This window comes from Vibrio sp. 10N.261.51.F11 (assembly GCF_041471665.1).
Lineage (GTDB): Bacteria > Pseudomonadota > Gammaproteobacteria > Enterobacterales > Vibrionaceae > Vibrio > Vibrio crassostreae_C.
Genome location: NZ_JBFROW010000037.1, coordinates 49,476 through 66,887, shown reverse-complemented (window position 1 = coordinate 66,887; position 17,412 = coordinate 49,476). Strand labels below are relative to the sequence as shown.

Sequence of the window (17,412 nt, the reverse complement as noted above, 5' to 3'; positions counted from 1 at the left end):
ATCATAAACAGAATGGTAAATTGCCATTCTGTTTTTCTATCTACTGCCTTCGGGCAACGTTTAGTTTGGAGCTAACGTCAATGAAAAAATGGGCTACTCTATTAGCTGGTAGTGCATGTGCGCTTTCAATGTTATCTGCACCATCATTTGCAAAAGATAACAAAGAATTGGTATTCATGAATTGGGGACCTTACATCAACAGTGAGATTCTAGAACAGTTCACTGATGAAACTGGTATCAAGGTGATCTACTCGACTTACGAGTCGAACGAAACCCTGTACGCAAAGCTAAAAACACACAACAAAGGCTATGACCTAGTTGTGCCGTCGACTTACTTCGTATCTAAGATGCGTGACGAAGGTATGCTACAAAAGATCGACAAAACTAAGCTGAACAACTTCAAGAATCTAGATACTAACTATCTAGATAAGCCGTACGACCCAAGCAACGACTACTCTATTCCACACGTAGTTGCGATCACAGGTCTTGCTGTTAACACTGACATGTACGATCCAGAAGATTTCCAAAGCTGGGCTGATCTATGGAAGCCAGAGCTTGAAGGTCAACTGATGATGATGGACGACACTCGTGAAGTGTTCCACATCGCACTGCGTAAGTTAGGTTACTCTGGTAACACAACCAACGAAAAAGAGATCGACGAAGCGTACGCTGAGCTACAAAAGCTTATGCCAAACGTTCTAGTATTTAACTCAGACAACCCAGGCGCGCCTTACATGTCTGGTGAAGTGGGTCTTGGTATGCTGTGGAACGGTTCTGCTGCTGCAGCGCAAAACGAAGGTCTACCAATCAAACTGGTTTTCCCTAAAGAAGGCGGTATCGGTTGGGTTGATAACTTTGCGATTAGCTCTGGTGCGGTAAACGTAGAAGCAGCTCATAAGATGATTGATTTCCTACTTCGCCCTGAAATTGCTGAGCAAATTTCTCGTGACACAGGCTACCTAACGGCCGTTAAAGCGTCTAACGAGAAGTTCAAAGATAGCCCTGCGCTATTCCCATCGCAAGAAGACCTTGATCGTGTTGAATGGCAAGCTGCGGTTGGCGATAAGACAGTGAAGTACGAAGATTACTTCATGAAACTTAAAGCAGGTCAGTAATTTAGCTTATTATCTAACTGTGGCTAAGTAACCAGTTTACTTAACAGGTCAACGTAGATAATCAATAAGTTAAAAATAAGAATATCAATGAATAGGCAGCTTAGGCTGCCTATTTTATTATATCGCTGCTATAATATAGCGCGATTTTTCGAAATCCTTTACCTTGGGTTCACTACCCAGCTCCAAATCAAACAAATGAACGGAACAGTAATGAAAAAAACACTGTATACCGGCGCATTGTGTGCTGCTACTTTACTTTCTACACCCTCTTTCGCAGCTGACCAAGAACTGTATTTTTACAACTGGTCTGAATATATTCCAAATGAAGTACTAGAAGACTTCACAGAAGAGACGGGCATTAAAGTCTACTACTCAACTTATGAGTCTAACGAAAGCATGTACGCTAAGTTAAAAACTCAAGGTACGGGTTACGACTTAGTGGTTCCTTCTACTTACTTCGTTTCTAAGATGCGTAAAGAAGGCATGCTTCAAGAGCTTGATAAAACCAAGCTAAGCCACTTTGCAGATTTGGATCCAAATTACTTAGATAAGCCATTTGACCCAAATAACAACTACTCAATCCCATACATCTGGGGTGCGACGGGTATTGGTATCAACTCAGACATGCTAGACAAGTCTTCAGTTAAAAACTGGGGCGATCTGTGGGATACGCAGTGGGAAGGTCAACTGATGATGATGGATGACTCTCGTGAGGTTTTCCATATCGCTCTATCTAAACTGGGCTACTCTCCAAACACGACTAACCCTGAAGAAATCAAAGAAGCCTACGAAGAACTTCGTAAGCTAATGCCAAACGTATTGGTATTTAACTCAGATTTCCCAGCGAACCCTTACCTAGCAGGTGAAGTGTCTCTTGGTATGCTTTGGAATGGTTCTGCTTACATGGCACGCCAAGAAGGCGCAACGATTGACATTATCTGGCCAGAAAAAGGCGCTATCTTCTGGATGGACAGCCTAGCAATTCCAGCAGGCGCTAAGAACACTGAAGCGGCTCATAAGATGATCGACTTCCTTCTTCGCCCAGAGAACGCTGCGAAAATTGCTCTAGAGATCGGTTACCCGACACCAGTTAAAACCGCTTACCCTCTTCTTCCTAAAGAATTTGCTGAAGACAAGAACGTTTTCCCACCACAATCAGTGATGGATAACGGTGTGTGGCAAGATGAAGTTGGTGAAGCGAGCGTTATTTATGACGAGTACTTCCAAAAACTTAAAGTAAACAACTAAGTTATTGTTAGTTAAGAAGTTAAGTAAATAAAGCGGCGTAAGCCGCTTTATTTTTTCAGATTCAGAAACTGATGTGTGTTATTAAAGACAAGGCTTAGGCCGTTAAAGAACCTTTCTCTGTACATAATAACTCGCCAACCAGTTTAGGCACCTCGATACTCGCCTTGCCGTAGCGCTTCTCTTCAAATTCACTTTCAACCGCACTTGGTTCGAGGTTTATCTCGATAGTATGTGCACCATGCATTTTCGCATCGTGAACAAAGCCTGCCGCTGGATAAACAACACCTGAAGTTCCGATAGAGATAAACAGATCCGCTTCTTCCAGTGCGGAATAAATGTCGCCCATTCTTAGTGGCATTTCGCCAAACCAAACAATATGTGGACGCATTTGTGCAGGGATTTGGCAGCAATGACAAAGTTCACCCGTTTCAATATCGCCTTTGTGCTCTACAACTTGATTGGATTCACTGCAACGCGCTTTTAAAAGTTCACCATGCATGTGAATAATGTTGTTGCTACCGCCTCTCTCGTGCAAATTGTCGATGTTTTGAGTAATGATGGTAACTTTGCCATCAAGCTTGTCTTCGAGCTCTCCTAGCGCCTTGTGGGCTGAATTGGGCTGAATGCTCTCACTTTGCAGGCCGTGACGACGCTTGTTATAGAAGGCTTGTACCAAGTCAGGATCTTTTGCGAACCCTTCAGGCGTCGCTACATCTTCGATTTTGTGGTTTTCCCATAGCCCGTCTTGTGCTCGGAATGTTTGTATCCCCGACTCTGCAGAGATGCCAGCGCCAGTAAGAATTACGATATTTCGATATGGGAAATGCATATAACGTCCTTTTAGATATGTCACTTTGTAACAGCTTAGCACTGTTCAAATTCCAACAATAGTTTTGGGGATTAGACCATAGTCTTAGGCAACTGAATTCATTGGCTATTTGTGACATAACTCGCTTGATAGTTGTGGTTGTTGTTACTCAAATTCTCTGTTTTGCTATCCATAGAAACAAAAAAGCGACCGAAGCCGCTTAGTTCTGTTCAACAGTTGTCTACTTGATGTGCTTTACCACACCAAGTGAACAACGTTAGTCTTCGTTGATAGAAGAGATCTTATGGATAGAAAGATCCGCACCGTTGAATTCATCTTCTTCACTTAAGCGTAGGCCTGTTAGTTTGCTCAACACACCGTATACGATTAACGCGCCGACGAAAGCAACAGCAACACCTGCGACTGTACCAATCAACTGAGAAGCAAAGCTCACGCCGCCTAGACCCCAGAAAGCTTGTTGGCCGAAGATACCAGCAGCAACGCCACCCCAGGCACCACATACGCCGTGTAGAGGCCATACACCCAGTACATCATCGATCTGTGTTTTGTTTTGCATATAAGTAAATAGGTAAACAAACAGCGCACCTGCCACACCGCCCGTCAGCAAAGCGCCAAGTGGGTGCATCAAATCTGAGCCCGCACAGATAGCGACGAGACCAGCCAAAGGACCATTGTGGATGAAGCCCGGGTCATTTTTACCTGCAATTAGAGCCGCAAGAATACCGCCAACCATGGCCATGAGAGAGTTCATTGCCACGAGACCGCTGATGCCATTGATCGCTTGAGCTGACATCACGTTAAAGCCAAACCAACCCACACATAAGATCCAAGAGCCTAGTGCTAAGAATGGGATATTCGATGGTGCGAAGTTGGTGTGTTTGCCTGCACGGATTCGACCTTTACGCATCCCTAAGAAGTAAACTGCGACCAAAGCAATCCAACCACCTACGCCGTGAACCACTACCGAGCCTGCGAAGTCATGGAACACGTAACCAAACTGACCTTCTAGCCAATCTTGGAATCCAAAGTTGCCGTTCCAAATGATACCTTCAAAAAATGGATAGATGAAACCAACCGTAAACAGTGTCGCAATCAAAATTGGATAGAAACGAGCACGCTCTGCGATACCACCAGAAACAATCGCAGGAATTGCCGCTGCGAATGTCATTAGGAAGAAGAACTTAACCAGTTCATATCCGTTGCCTTGCGAAAGTGTTTCTGCGTCTGCAAAAAAGTGTGCACCGTAAGCAACCCAGTAACCGATAAAGAAGTAAGCAATGGCGGAGACACCAAAGTCGGAAAGGATCTTAACCAGCGCGTTGACTTGGTTCTTCTTTCGCACGGTACCGACTTCGAGAAACGCAAAGCCAGCATGCATCAGGAAGACCATGATTGCGCCGAGTAATAGGAATAAAGTATCTGAACTTTGGGTAAGGGTTTGTACTGCACTATGAACTTGAGTCACCGTTTCACTCATTAAAGCATTCTCCTTCGCTTTATCTGATTTGCACTGATATCGTGCGATTCAATGTTGTAATTAATTAAAGACTCAACAGTGAACGCAAGATGTGTTCCAAGTGTGAAGGGTAATTTTCGTGCAACAGCTTCTTTCTTTAAGTTGTTGATTATTAATCTCTAAATATTTAGGTGCACTTTTATGGTTCTTAAAAACCAAAAAAAATCACAACGACAATTGCACCAAATAAGGGAGTTGCACCATATTGAAGCGGTCAATGGATAGATTCAATACAGAGAACAGCTGACTACTATGTTTCGAGCCGGAGACCTAAAAACAAAAAGCCCAGTGAAATAATCATTGGGCTTTGCTTTTGAGTTTTAGCTAACGCACTGGCGTTACAGGTTTGGTCCTGTTGATGGGTTTTGCGGTAGGTTTTGACTTAAACGCTGCATACCTTGATACATGCGGATAAACCAGACCACAATCGCAACACCACCAAACAGCATGCCTACATACGGAATGTAGTAAGCGATGTCATCGATAATATGGTTTTGATACCAGTAATCGTTCACACCGATTAACACCCCGTTAGAGGTCGCTACCGTTACGATAAGAACGACGAAGAACGTCAGGTTCAAGAAGAACGAGCGAATCAAGCCGTAGTAATGGGTATCCACTACTTCGCCGTCTTCACCTTTATCTAAACGATAGCCCGCGTAGATGATGGCAACCACACCAGAGAGAAGACAAGTAAATGGCGTAAAGCAGCTTAGTATGTAAGCGACCCAAATACCTTTATGAGGTTTGTTCATTCTTATTCACCCCTTCCGTTTTCTCTGTTGCTGCGTTAGCGCTTTGTTCAACGCCGTTTTTCTCTTGTTCCATCACTTCTTTGTACCAAAGATCATGGTGCTCTTTAGCCCAAGTCTCATCAACTTCGCCTGTTACCATGCCTTCTAGTGCCCCTTCCATACCGAACAAGCCGATGTAGATGTGGAACACGAAACCACAGATAAGGATCAAAGCAGCCAACATGTGGACTAGGTTTGAGAGCTCCATATCTCGACGGGTTTGACCGAAGATTGGGAAGTCTAAAACCAAGCCACTGATCGCAGCCACACTACCCATAACAATCAATAGCCAGAACAGTGCTTTTTCACCCGCGTTCGAAAACTCTGCAGATGGATGAGAACCTTTATGTTTCCCGACCATACCACCCAGTTTCATGAACCACTGTACATCGACCATCTTGAAAATAGACTTGCGCCACCACTTGATGAGAACAGCCATCAACAGCACATAGAAAATCGGGCCGATGTAGTTGTGGTATTGCTTCGCCAATAGAACGATGAAGCCCCAAAGGTCTGTTGGAATGTACGGCTTCAAGAAGTGCTTACCGTAAACCAACATCAAACCACTGAACGCCAGTGTTAAGAAGGTAAACGCCATACTCCAGTGCAAGGCACGGTCTAGTCGAGACCAACGTTTGATCTTACGGCCTGTTCTTGGCGCGCTTAGCATTAGCGGGCCAATCACAACGTACATCAAAGTCACGAAAGCAATACTGCCAAAGATAGCGACGGCACCGGCTGGTGACATCCACTTCTCTTTCAATATGTACCACGTTTGACCTGGAGTACTGATCAACACACCATGCTCAGCTGATTGAGATGTGGTGTAACCTTCCTCACCGTTTCTCACTTGTCGCCAAAAATCGGCGCCAGCAAGTTGTGTGATTTCTCGTTGAGCAGAGCTCGATTGAGTTTGTGATGAGTTCGTCTCAGATGCATGACTCATAGGAGAAAGCATTGTTAGTGCTGCCAACATTGGCAGCACTACAAGGAAGAGACGCTTAAACATTGTAAGCATATGTCTCTCCTACTTAGCTCTTAGTCGCATCGTAAGAAAGGTCGTTGCCGTCTGTCCAACCTGCACCTTTCGCACCACGTTCAACAACACGCTGACGGAAAACATCAGAAACTTTCTCTGCGTCACCCGCTAGCAGTGCCTTAGTTGAACAAAGCGAAGCACACATTGGCAGTTTGCCTTCAGCAATACGGTTCGCACCGTATTTTTGACGCTCTTCAACAGAACCTGGCTCTGTTTCTGGGCCGCCAGCACAGAAGGTACACTTGTCCATCTTACCGCGCTCACCAAAGGCTTCCTGTTTAGGAAATTGAGGTGCGCCAAACGGACAAGCAAACAAGCAGTAACCACAACCGATACACAGATCTTTATTGTGAAGTACGATGCCGTCTTCCGTATGTTCAAAACAGTCTGCCGGGCAAACTGCCATACAAGGGGCATCAGTACAGTGCATACACGCTACTGAGATTGAGTTTTCACCTGGTTCGCCATCGTTCAGTGTTACAACGCGACGACGTTGAATACCCCATTCCAGAGCATCATCATTTTCATTCTTACATGCAGTGACACAACCGTTACATTCGATACAACGCTTGGTGTCACAAAGAAATTTCATTCTAGCCATTTTAAGACTCCTTACGCTTTACGAATATTACAAAGGGTTACTTTCGTTTCCTGCATCAACGTGACAGGGTCGTAACCGTATGTGGTTGCTGTGTTAGCAGCTTCACCAATAACGTAAGGATCAGTGCCTTCTGGGTATTTAGAACGCAAATCTTCGCCTTGGAACTTACCACCGAAGTGGAATGGGATGAATGCCAGACCCGGTTTCACACGACGTGTAACCATCGCTTTCACCTTAATACGGCCCTTCTCTGCACCCTCAACCCAAACATCGTCACCGTCTTTAAAGCCGATGTCGTTTGCATCTTTCGGGTTCACTTCAACAAACATCTCTTGCTGTAGTTCTGCTAGCCATGGGTTAGAACGGGTTTCTTCACCACCACCTTCGTACTCAACCAAACGACCAGAGGTCAGGATAATCGGGTATTCGCCAGATTTGTCTTGCTCTTGAATCGACTTGTAAAGCGTAGGAACACGGAAGATAGCTTCTTTGTCGTCCCATGTTGGGTAATCAGCAACTAGGTCGCGACGTGGCGTGTAAAGCGGCTCACGGTGCAGTGGTACACGATCTGGGAATGTCCAAACAATCGCACGTGCTTTCGCATTACCAAATGGGATACAGCCGTGTTTAATTGCCACACGTTGGATACCACCTGAAACGTCAGTCTTCCAGTTTTTGCCTTCAGCAGCCGCTTTCTCTTCTGCCGTTAGATCATCCCACCAACCCAGTTGTTTCAGTAGTTTGTCACTGAACTCTGGGTAGCCGTCTTTGATCTCACAGCCTTTCGAGTAGCTGTCTTCTGCTAGTAGGCTTTGACCTTCAAACTCAACACCAAAACGAGTACGGAAGTTACCACCACCTTCAGCAACCGTCTTAGACGTATCGTAAAGGATGTGTGTACCCGGATGTTTCATCTCTGGTGTGCCCCAACATGGCCAAGGTAGACCGTAAGTCTCGCCATTTGCTGGACCGCCTTCTGCTTCTAGAGACGTTTTGTGGAATGTGTGCCAATTCTGTTGGTGTTCTTTCAAACGCTCAGGGCTTTGACCTGTGTAGCCGATTGTCCACATACCTTTGTTGAATTCACGTGTAATATCTTCAATCAGTGGTTGGTTGTTCTCAACACGGATGTTTTTGAACAGCTGATCAGAGAAACCAAGCTTCTTAGAAAGCAGGTACATGATTTCGTGGTCAGGTTTAGATTCGAATAGAGGATCAACAACCTTGTCACGCCACTGTAGAGAACGGTTTGACGCCGTTACACTGCCGTAGGTTTCAAACTGAGTCGTTGCTGGTAGCAGGTAAACGCCGTCGGTACGATCATTCATTACCGCTGCAACCGTTGGGTATGGGTCAACAATAACCATCATATCCAGCTTCTGCATCGCTTTTTTCATCTCTGGACCACGAGTCTGAGAGTTCACCGCGTGACCCCAGTAGAACATGGCACGGATGTTTTCGCGTTGGCGAATCTTGTCTTTGTCTTCAAGTACGCCATCAACCCAACGAGATACAGGAATACCTGCACTGTTCATTGGTTTTTGACCGCCGTATGCGTTGTCGTCGAAACGGCCTTTCACCCAGTCAAAGTCGATATCCCAAACTTTTGACCAGTGACGCCAAGAACCTTCAGACAAGCCGTAGTAGCCTGGAAGTGTGTCTGACAGTACGCCAAGGTCAGTTGCGCCCTGTACGTTATCGTGACCACGGAAGATGTTTGCACCGCCGCCTGATTTACCGATGTTACCTAGCGCAAGCTCAAGTACACAGTAAGCGCGTGTGTTGTTGTTACCAGTCGTGTGCTGAGTACCACCCATACACCAAACGATACAACCCGGACGGTTTTCAGAAAGTAGTTTCGCGGTGTGGTATACGTCTTTTTCACTAACACCAGTTACGCGTTCAACTTCTGCTGGGTTCCACTTCGCGACTTCTTCACGGATCTCGTCCATGCCGAATACACGTTGTTTAATGAACTCTTTGTCTTCCCATTGGTTTGCAAAGACGTGCCATAACACACCCCAGATAAACGCAACGTCAGAACCTGGACGAAGAGAAACGTAGTGATCTGATTTCGCAGCAGTACGCGTACGACGAGGATCCGCAACAACGATCTTACAGTTGTTCTTCTCTTTCGCGATCAAGATGTGTTGCATCGCTACTGGGTGAGCTTCCGCTGGGTTTGAACCAATGAACAGCATCGATTTACAGTTGTGCATGTCATTGAACGAGTTTGTCATTGCACCGTAACCCCAAGTGTTCGCAACACCGGCTACTGTGGTTGAGTGACAAATACGTGCTTGGTGGTCAACGTTGTTGGTGCCCCAAAGCGAAGCCATCTTACGGAATGCATAAGCTTGCTCGTTACTGTGTTTCGCACTACCTAGGAAGTAAACTGAATCAGGGCCAGACTCTTTACGAAGTTCTAGCGCTTTGTTACCGATCTCTTCAATCGCTTGTTCCCAAGAAAGCTTCTTCCACTTACCGCCTTCCAATTTCATTGGGTACTTAAGACGACGTTCACCGTGGCCGTGCTCACGAAGTGCTGCACCTTTCGCACAGTGTCCACCAGCGTTGAATGGGTGATCGAATGCAGGCTCTTGACCTGTCCATACGCCATTTTGAACTTCAGCGTAGATACCACAACCCACAGAACAGTGAGAACAGATAGTACGTTTCACTTCTGTTTTCGCTTCTGGATCGACTGATTTAGCCTGTGCTTTCTTCATCATACCTGGTGCAAATAGACTTGCGCCTACCACTGCGCCACCAGCAGCTAATGAAGTGTTTTTCATGAAGGCACGTCGAGACACACCTAGCTGATTGGTTTCTTTGCTCACACTATCGGAGCGTTTGACAAGTTTCATCCGTTATCTCCTAAAGTGTGTCGTAGTAATCGCGAATGTGTTGCGTCTCACGATACCCTGTCTTCTTCACGTCTTCTTTCGAAATTTCAACAGTTTCTGAAGCGGTTGCCACTTTAGTTGTACCAGCGACAACGGCACCAGCAACGGCTGCAGTCGTCAAGCCTTTGAGTAGATCCCTACGGCTTGTATTTATATCTTTATTATCTTTCATCATTGCTTCCTTACCTTACGGTAGATCTTTTTTTGGAGGCTTAATGCCCCTCTATCGATATAATCGCGTACTGCTCGATTACTCGTAATCAGTGACGTTTTTCACATCAATCTTTAATTTGTGCTTACTGCTTTTTGTATTCACGCTAAAACGCACTTGTTCTAACGTTAAGAATGCTTCACACAGTTGAGCGGCCGATTTGTAGAAGTTCGCGCTTTCTGCCCCTTCAAGCTGACGCGTGAAAGAGTTAAACCAAGGGCCAAGGTGCTTATTGAATACCGCCTGTTGCAGTGCTTCTTCTTCAGCCGTTAGCATCGCCATCACTTCACACAGTGCTGCGATATGATCTTCCGGCTCTTTCACTTGATCGTCACGCTCAATGCCTAAAAGCTCTAAGTCATGACGAATCTCTGCCAATGGTTTTTCCATCATGGCGCCAGTGCGATGCCAAGAACCAAATGGAACGACTTCTCCACGCCCAATACCGATGAACAAATCTTGATATTCGTCTTCAAGAGCTTCACGGTTTGATTCTGTTGCCGCTTGTTGAATGGCAATCCAAGCCTTTTGCATTGCGCTTTCAGACGCTTCAATATCGAGTGTTTTTAGAAAGTCGATCACCTCTTCAGAAGGTGCGCTGCGAAACAGTGCGGATAGAACCAAATAGATCTCAGTTCTTAGTGTCTGTTCTTGTGCCTGATCCAAATTCGTTTCCAAGGCTAACTCCTAGTATTTCAATTGTTTCAATGGGTCTTGAGCCATTGAATCGAACATATCCACCACACGGCAGTCTTCACACATAGCAATACGATTAATCGCTGCTTCATCTGAAAAGTGAGAGTGACCGCGTAACTTGTTCTGTAACATGTCAATCATAGACTGAGGTGCGAATGGTTTATGGCAACGTACACATTCCGCAGCTTTCTCTTCATGAATCACAACTGCTTTTTGACGTTCTTCTTTTACCCAGTTCATACGAGGCGTAAGAGTCAGAACATTTTCAGGACATGCCTTTTCACACAAGCCACATTGAATACAGTCTTGTTCTACAAATTTAAGTGATGGAGAAGCCCCGTCGGTATGAAGTGCACGTGTCGGACACACAGCCACACAGCTCATACATAACGTACAATCTTTGCTATCACACGAAACGTTGCCGTAAGGTGCGTTTGACGGAAGCTCAACAATATTTTCAACAGGAATACGAGCTGAAGACATCGCATCAAGTGCTGTAAATAGACGTTGGCGCTTGTTGCCTTGAAGATCGCCAAGTGCAAGGTCGAATGAATCCACACAAAGTGTTGGAGGACATTCACGTAGAGATTCTAAGTACAGAATATCGATGGTTTCTTTTGGAATACCGATTTGATCTAGTAGTTCTTGAGCAATCCCTACTTCGTTATTTAGAACACGAATGATCGTTTCTGGCATAAAGCGAGATGCGGCAAACAGAACCTGAGTTGCGCCATTAACTAAAGCTGCAAACCAAGTATCGATACCAATAGATGGCAGTTCTTCTACGACAATTGGAATCACGTTATCTGGCAGTGCTTTTAGCGCCATTACATTGTAAGTCTCATGACGAGAGCTACAGATAAGTACGATTGGATCCAGACCGCCCGCTTGCTCATAATTAGCTAGCGTACGTTCAATAAACTTTTGAGTGTCATCAGGGTTTGGCAGCGCATAGGTAATCGCTTCTGTAGGACAACTAGTTGCACAAGTACCAACGCCTTGACATAGGTAAGGGTTAATCTCAATCTTGTGACCCGTCTTATCAGAGCCTTCACTTGATAGTGCGCCAGCAGGACAAGCATCTACACAACGCTCACAGCCTTTTACGCCACGAGAACTGTGCGCGCATAGGTCTGTGTCCAAACGGAAGAACTTAGGCTTATCAAACGTGCCCATTAACGTAGGAATTTCTTCTAACGCTTCAGCCAGTTTTGGATAACCACGACCTACTGGGTAATAACCAGGAACAGGCACTTCTTCAGTCATGCAGCTATTCAGACATAAGTCCAAAACCACATCAAAACAGTCATGATTGATTGCTACTTTTGCAAGGTTATTGGTTAGGCCTTTGTTTTCGATTAGAACTTCGAACGTACCAAGGAACCCTGAAACCTGAACAGCATTTGCGTAGTAAAGCTCTGACTCAGTATTCGTTGCCTTCACACCATCTGTCGAAAGCAGTGTTAGGCTTGTTAACTGAGGTAATTGAGCCGCAGCACTTTCAATGATCGCAGTTGGACCAATAACAAGTGTATTACCGCCGCTTTCGTAGCTAACAGTAGGTGGAATCAGATTTGTTAACTCAACTGTATTTTCAAATGCATACAGTCTTGCTTTAGCGTTATTTGAATTTGCTTGTTCTAATAATTGTTTAAGCATTGCTCAGTTCCATCTTTGGACATGGATAATCTGTTCAACCTTTATTGTAGTAAGCGAGAGAGAACTTGCTGAGTAATCCGTTAACAACTAACCCTTTAGCCAGTGTGTCGTTCGTCAGACCGTGAACTCGTCTATCTACAAAAAAGTTGATAATGAACGTTATTTAGCAAATGCCATGCCAATTTAATATGCCTTATATTTCAGTGATTTAATCCTGTATAACGTTTATTGTGCGTATAAAAAAACCGCTTGGGACATTTTGTCGCAAGCGGTTCATTGAGTGTTTAGTCAAAATGTACCTATTCTTTGTGTGGTATATTTTGTCCCACCTCTTTCAGGTCTGCTTCGTCTGACATTGTAGCGTTATTATCCGATACTGTGTTTTTATACAGCTCTTTTTCTTGTTCGGTTATTTCGGCACTTTCTGACGTTTCAAGTTTATTATCAGATACCTCAAGATCGCTTTCAGAATTTTCTAAAACTTCACCTTCGTCTTTATTATCAATGATTTGCTCTTCTTCTGGCGCAGTTTCTTCTTCCTTTTTGTCTTTAACCCAATCACGCAAGGTTTCCGCAACCCCTTCAGAAAGAGACTTCAAATTACTGTAATCGTCGTCGTAATCATCTAAACCATCACGAACGTTGAATTCTTCTGAGAGGAATAATTTACGCAATGCCGCTTTTTTTACGCTTTCTGAAGCTTCTGACACCAATAATTGAGCAACAGACAAGTCTTCAGTCGTTTCTGATGCTATCTCCTGAGAGTCAATAGTTTGAGAATCGACAGCGTGTTCTGGAGACTCTTTTTCCAAAGTTCCACGTTCTAGTGACTCCGATGTTTCTGCGTCTATAGATGAAGCAGCAGACGAAGCCTCAGTGGAAGTAAGCTCAGTTTCCTCAAGCGTTTGTTGCGCTTCTAAAGGTTGGTCGGTTGATTCATCAAGCTTTCGTTGAGACCAACGGCTAAAAAAGTTAGTTGCCATTTGATCGACCCGCGCCTTTACGTTTCTTACGTCTTGCTTCTAATAACTCGCCATGACGACCGATGAATGCTTCCATCCAAGCTTGTACAGGCAATGGCATGTCGTAAGACAATACTTGGTTATCTCCGTCCATGTATTGGCCTGCGACTGTTTGTGATGCTGTCAGTAATTGAATAATAGGTTTACCGGAGTCAACATTATCCATAACTAAGAATAGCTTAGGTTGCTGAGAGCTTAGATTGAAGCGGTAGTCGGTACGTTCGTCTTTGTGCAACTGAAGCAAACATACGTCTGGGGTTTCATGTTCAGGTGATAATTCAAAACCGATGAGTTCCCATTGAGTTGTTACCCAAATACCAGTTTTGATCTCTTTCTCTATTCTTTGGACACCGATTGGCCAAGCTGCTTCTGTTTTTTCATATTGTTCTTTGAATTCTTTTATCTCAGACATACTTCACCCAATTGATTTTCTTTGGTCTGAATGCACTTAGGACATTTTGTACTGTGTGCATTCATATACACCCCATAAAGCAATAAACACGCCAATACGGATTAACTGCGAGAGCGTATCTATAGCGTTCGTTATCAAGTTGTCACTATAACGTTAGTCGATACTGGTTATTTCAGACAACTCCACCCGGTGAACTCTCATATTTTGCGCTATTTTAATCTAATGCTTCATGTTTCCATCAATCCCCGTTATTTTGGAATAAGATTTGCTTTAGCTAATTCGCTAATGTTCTTCACAGAGCTATGTATTCACAGATCTATGGCATGTTCGAGAACGATAATCGAAATCTAGGCCATAGCGAATCAACAAACTAGCGCATTAATGAATGAGAGCCTTATTGCTCTTGTTGACTTCTTATCTCATAAAATCGCTATCTCATTAAGTAGGAAATGACTGTGGTAAAACCAAACATAATAAAAACCAGTGAGAACCCTCTTCAGACAATCGAAGTTGAAGTGTTTGATGAATATGGCGAAAAGCTAACGAAACAGATCGCGTGTGAGCGCCCTCTTACCGTGATGTTGAACTGGAAAGAGATCGTAACTCTAATGACATTGGGTTCACGCCCGGAAGCATTAGTCTTGGGTTATTTGAAAAACCAAAGCTTCCTTTCTGATCCAGAAGCCGTTGAATCAATCATCATCGACTGGGAAACCAGCTCAGCAGCGGTTATCACCAAAGAAGATACGAGCCAACTTGAGCAAGCGCTTAAGAAGAAGACAGTTACCTCTGGCTGTGGCCAAGGTACCATGTATGGCAACGTGATGAAGCAATTGGAAGATTACCAAGTGCCTCAAACCAAGATTAAGCAATCTGAAATCTATACGGCTCTAGAAGCGCTGACTCATTATAACGACACCTACAAGAAAGCGGGTGCGGTTCATGGCTGTGCTGTTTGCAAAGACGACAAGGTTCTATCGTTTGTTGAAGATGTTGGCCGACACAATGCCGTTGATACATTGGCTGGTGAGATGTGGCTTAACAAAGAGACAGGTGAAGATAAGATCTTCTACACCACAGGCCGTTTAACGTCTGAGATGGTGATTAAGGTTGCGCAGATGGGAATCCCTGTTCTACTGTCACGCTCTGGCGTTACACAAATGGGCTTAGATTTAGCGCAGAAGTTCGGCATCACTACGATTGCTCGCGCTAAAGGTTTACGCTTCCAAGTGTTCACGGGTGCAGACAAGATTGACTTTGATGTGAAAGGTGAATAATCAGCAGTCGGAAAAAAGCGTAGGTTTGATTGGTGATTCACTAACCGCTTCTAATTGTAAAGTTCTGATGTAAATAGTTAGTGACCCATCAAGGATAAATACATAGAAACTTAGCTAGATACAAAAACGCCGTCATGCTTTTTAGTATGACGGCGTTTTTAATTTTCAATTTATAGCTTAATTTCCAACGCATAGAGTTGAAAACTAAGGCTAACTTAAAGCTTAGCCGCGTGCTTTCAAGAATTCTGCGTAAGTACCGCGGAAATCGTTGATCTTGCCGTCTTTGATTTCAAGAACACGAGTCGCTAGAGAGTCTACGAATACACGGTCGTGAGATACGAAGAACAATGTGCCTTTGTAGTTCTCAAGAGCCAAGTTAAGCGCTTCGATAGATTCCATATCCATGTGGTTTGTTGGTTCATCCATTAGCAGGATGTTTGGCTTGTGCATCATGATCTTGCCAAGAAGCATACGACCTTGCTCACCACCAGAGATAACCTTTACCGACTTTTTGATGTCGTCTTGGCCAAACAGCATACGACCTAGGAAGCTACGAACAACTTGCTCGTCTTCGCCTTCTTGACGCCATTGGCTCATCCAGTCAAATAGGTTTAGATCTTCTTCAAAATCATGTGCGTGATCTTGAGCGTAGTAACCGATGTTTGAGTTTTCAGACCACTTATATTCACCAGTACGCGCTTCTAGAGCACCCGCTAGTGTGTTAAGTAGTGTTGTTTTACCCACACCGTTCTCACCGATGATAGCAACACGCTCACCAACTTCGAAAATACCATCGAACTTGTTGTATAGGTCTTCTTCAAAACCTTGAGATAGGTTTTCAACCACAAGCGCGTTACGGAATAGCTCTTTAGACTGTTCGAAACGGATGAATGGGTTTTGACGGCTAGACGCTTTTACTTCATCTAGTTGAATCTTGTCGATCTGTTTAGCGCGAGATGTCGCTTGTTTCGCTTTAGATGCGTTAGCAGAGAAACGAGAAACGAACGTTTGAAGTTCAGCAATTTGTGCTTTCTTCTTCGCGTTATCAGAAAGTAGACGTTCACGAGCTTGTGTCGCTGCTGTCATGTACTCATCGTAGTTACCAGGGAACAGACGAAGTGCGCCGTAATCAAGGTCAGCCATATGTGTACAAACTGAGTTTAGGAAGTGACGGTCATGCGAAATGATGATCATTGTGCAGTTACGTTGGTTTAGCGTATCTTCCAACCACTTGATGGTGTCCATGTCCAGGTTGTTCGTTGGTTCGTCAAGAAGCATGATATGCGGGTCTGCAAACAGTACTTGAGACAACAGAACACGAAGTTTCCAACCCGGTGCCACTTCGCTCATTAGACCGAAGTGCAGTGATTCTTCAATACCTACCGCAAGAAGAAGCTCACCTGCTTTCGCTTCTGCCATGTAACCGTCCATTTCAGCGAACTGAACTTCAAGATCAGCCACTTTCATGCCGTCTTCTTCGCTCATTTCAGGCAAAGAGTAGATACGGTCACGCTCTTGCTTGATCGCCCAAAGCTCTTTGTGACCCATAATAACCGTGTCGATTACCGTGAATTCTTCATAAGCAAACTGGTCTTGGTTTAGCTTAGCAACGCGCTCATTTGGATCGTAGCTTACGTTACCAGCACTTGGCTCAAGTTCACCAGAAAGGATCTTCATGAACGTCGATTTACCACAGCCATTCGCGCCGATTAAACCGTAGCGGTTGCCTTCGCCGAACTTAACTGAAATATTTTCGAAAAGTGGCTTAGCGCCGAATTGTTGGGTGATATTTGCTGTGGAGATCAATGCCGTTACCTTTTTAATGTGAAAAACGCCGCAACGTTACTTCTTCGGGGCTTTAACTGCAAGTCTTGATTACAATTACTCGCCATTAAGTGAGTGATAACCTAGCCAAATCATAGTTTGAGCTGACTCACATTTTTGATTTTCTATTTGTCGTTAAAAAACCATCTACTTTCAGGAAAAACAAAATATCGAACAGCACCCCATAATGGGCGGTATATAACGTCCCAAATCATGCCAACCATTGAATATATCGTATGCTGATTGGTCACAGTAAAACTAAC

At 44.4% G+C, this 17,412-nt stretch carries 15 protein-coding genes; 3 read left to right on the top strand and 12 right to left on the bottom strand.

The window, feature by feature from the left end; translation table 11 throughout:
- Positions 1 to 80 precede the first annotated feature (80 nt).
- Positions 81 to 1,115: an extracellular solute-binding protein gene (locus tag AB4351_RS12975; RefSeq protein ID WP_017059628.1), complete on the top strand. Its 1,035-nt coding sequence runs from the start codon at positions 81 to 83 to the stop codon at positions 1,113 to 1,115.
- Positions 1,116 to 1,325: 210 nt separating this feature from the next.
- Positions 1,326 to 2,363 carry an extracellular solute-binding protein gene (locus AB4351_RS12970; RefSeq protein ID WP_017059627.1) on the top strand — a complete coding sequence of 346 codons (1,038 nt, stop codon included), beginning with the start codon at positions 1,326 to 1,328 and terminating at the stop codon, positions 2,361 to 2,363.
- A gap of 94 nt (positions 2,364 to 2,457) precedes the next feature.
- Here the strand turns inward: AB4351_RS12970 and cobB are convergent, their stop codons facing one another.
- From cobB to AB4351_RS12915, 11 genes are all read right to left on the bottom strand, one after another.
- A complete protein-coding gene (gene cobB / locus AB4351_RS12965) occupies positions 2,458 to 3,192 on the bottom strand; it encodes a Sir2 family NAD+-dependent deacetylase (protein WP_017063867.1) in 735 nt (244 codons plus the stop codon).
- A gap of 256 nt (positions 3,193 to 3,448) precedes the next feature.
- Positions 3,449 to 4,669 (bottom strand): ammonium transporter, encoded by a 1,221-nt coding sequence (locus tag AB4351_RS12960; RefSeq protein ID WP_372126213.1) that lies wholly within the window; start codon positions 4,667 to 4,669, stop codon positions 3,449 to 3,451.
- Between the two features lie 377 nt (positions 4,670 to 5,046).
- A complete protein-coding gene (locus tag AB4351_RS12955; protein ID WP_048658737.1) occupies positions 5,047 to 5,463 on the bottom strand; it encodes a hypothetical protein in 417 nt (138 codons plus the stop codon).
- On the bottom strand, positions 5,447 to 6,520 hold the full coding sequence (locus AB4351_RS12950) for a formate dehydrogenase subunit gamma (protein WP_017068194.1): 1,074 nt from the start codon (positions 6,518 to 6,520) through the stop codon (positions 5,447 to 5,449). The genes AB4351_RS12955 and AB4351_RS12950 overlap by 17 nt, the downstream gene beginning before the upstream one ends.
- Before the next feature lie 13 nt (positions 6,521 to 6,533).
- On the bottom strand, positions 6,534 to 7,142 hold the full coding sequence (fdh3B, locus tag AB4351_RS12945) for a formate dehydrogenase FDH3 subunit beta (RefSeq protein WP_004742271.1): 609 nt from the start codon (positions 7,140 to 7,142) through the stop codon (positions 6,534 to 6,536).
- An 11-nt stretch (positions 7,143 to 7,153) separates the two neighbouring features.
- Positions 7,154 to 10,009, bottom strand: coding sequence for a formate dehydrogenase subunit alpha (locus AB4351_RS12940; protein WP_017063869.1), 2,856 nt, complete (start codon positions 10,007 to 10,009; stop codon positions 7,154 to 7,156).
- Positions 10,010 to 10,019: 10 nt separating this feature from the next.
- The gene (locus AB4351_RS12935) at positions 10,020 to 10,220 is read right to left on the bottom strand and encodes a twin-arginine translocation signal domain-containing protein (protein WP_008217926.1); all 201 of its coding nucleotides are present in this window, start codon (positions 10,218 to 10,220) and stop codon (positions 10,020 to 10,022) included.
- A 78-nt stretch (positions 10,221 to 10,298) separates the two neighbouring features.
- Positions 10,299 to 10,937: a molecular chaperone gene (locus AB4351_RS12930; RefSeq protein WP_017059621.1), complete on the bottom strand. Its 639-nt coding sequence runs from the start codon at positions 10,935 to 10,937 to the stop codon at positions 10,299 to 10,301.
- Positions 10,938 to 10,946: 9 nt separating this feature from the next.
- Positions 10,947 to 12,614 carry a 4Fe-4S dicluster domain-containing protein gene (locus AB4351_RS12925; protein WP_372126210.1) on the bottom strand — a complete coding sequence of 556 codons (1,668 nt, stop codon included), beginning with the start codon at positions 12,612 to 12,614 and terminating at the stop codon, positions 10,947 to 10,949.
- 299 nt (positions 12,615 to 12,913) lie between these two features.
- On the bottom strand, positions 12,914 to 13,597 hold the full coding sequence (locus AB4351_RS12920) for a DUF3306 domain-containing protein (RefSeq protein WP_372126207.1): 684 nt from the start codon (positions 13,595 to 13,597) through the stop codon (positions 12,914 to 12,916).
- Positions 13,587 to 14,048, bottom strand: a complete 462-nt coding sequence (locus AB4351_RS12915) for a DUF3305 domain-containing protein (protein WP_017059618.1) — start codon at positions 14,046 to 14,048, stop codon at positions 13,587 to 13,589. Before AB4351_RS12915 ends, AB4351_RS12920 begins: the two co-directional genes overlap by 11 nt.
- Before the next feature lie 455 nt (positions 14,049 to 14,503).
- Here AB4351_RS12915 and AB4351_RS12910 point away from each other — a divergent pair, with 455 nt between their 5' ends.
- Positions 14,504 to 15,325 (top strand): formate dehydrogenase accessory sulfurtransferase FdhD, encoded by an 822-nt coding sequence (locus AB4351_RS12910; RefSeq protein WP_017068189.1) that lies wholly within the window; start codon positions 14,504 to 14,506, stop codon positions 15,323 to 15,325.
- Between the two features lie 222 nt (positions 15,326 to 15,547).
- On the opposite strand, the gene AB4351_RS12905 is transcribed toward AB4351_RS12910, so the two are convergent.
- Positions 15,548 to 17,131 carry an ABC-F family ATPase gene (locus AB4351_RS12905; RefSeq protein ID WP_372126205.1) on the bottom strand — a complete coding sequence of 528 codons (1,584 nt, stop codon included), beginning with the start codon at positions 17,129 to 17,131 and terminating at the stop codon, positions 15,548 to 15,550.
- Between the last annotated feature and the right edge of the window lie 281 nt (positions 17,132 to 17,412).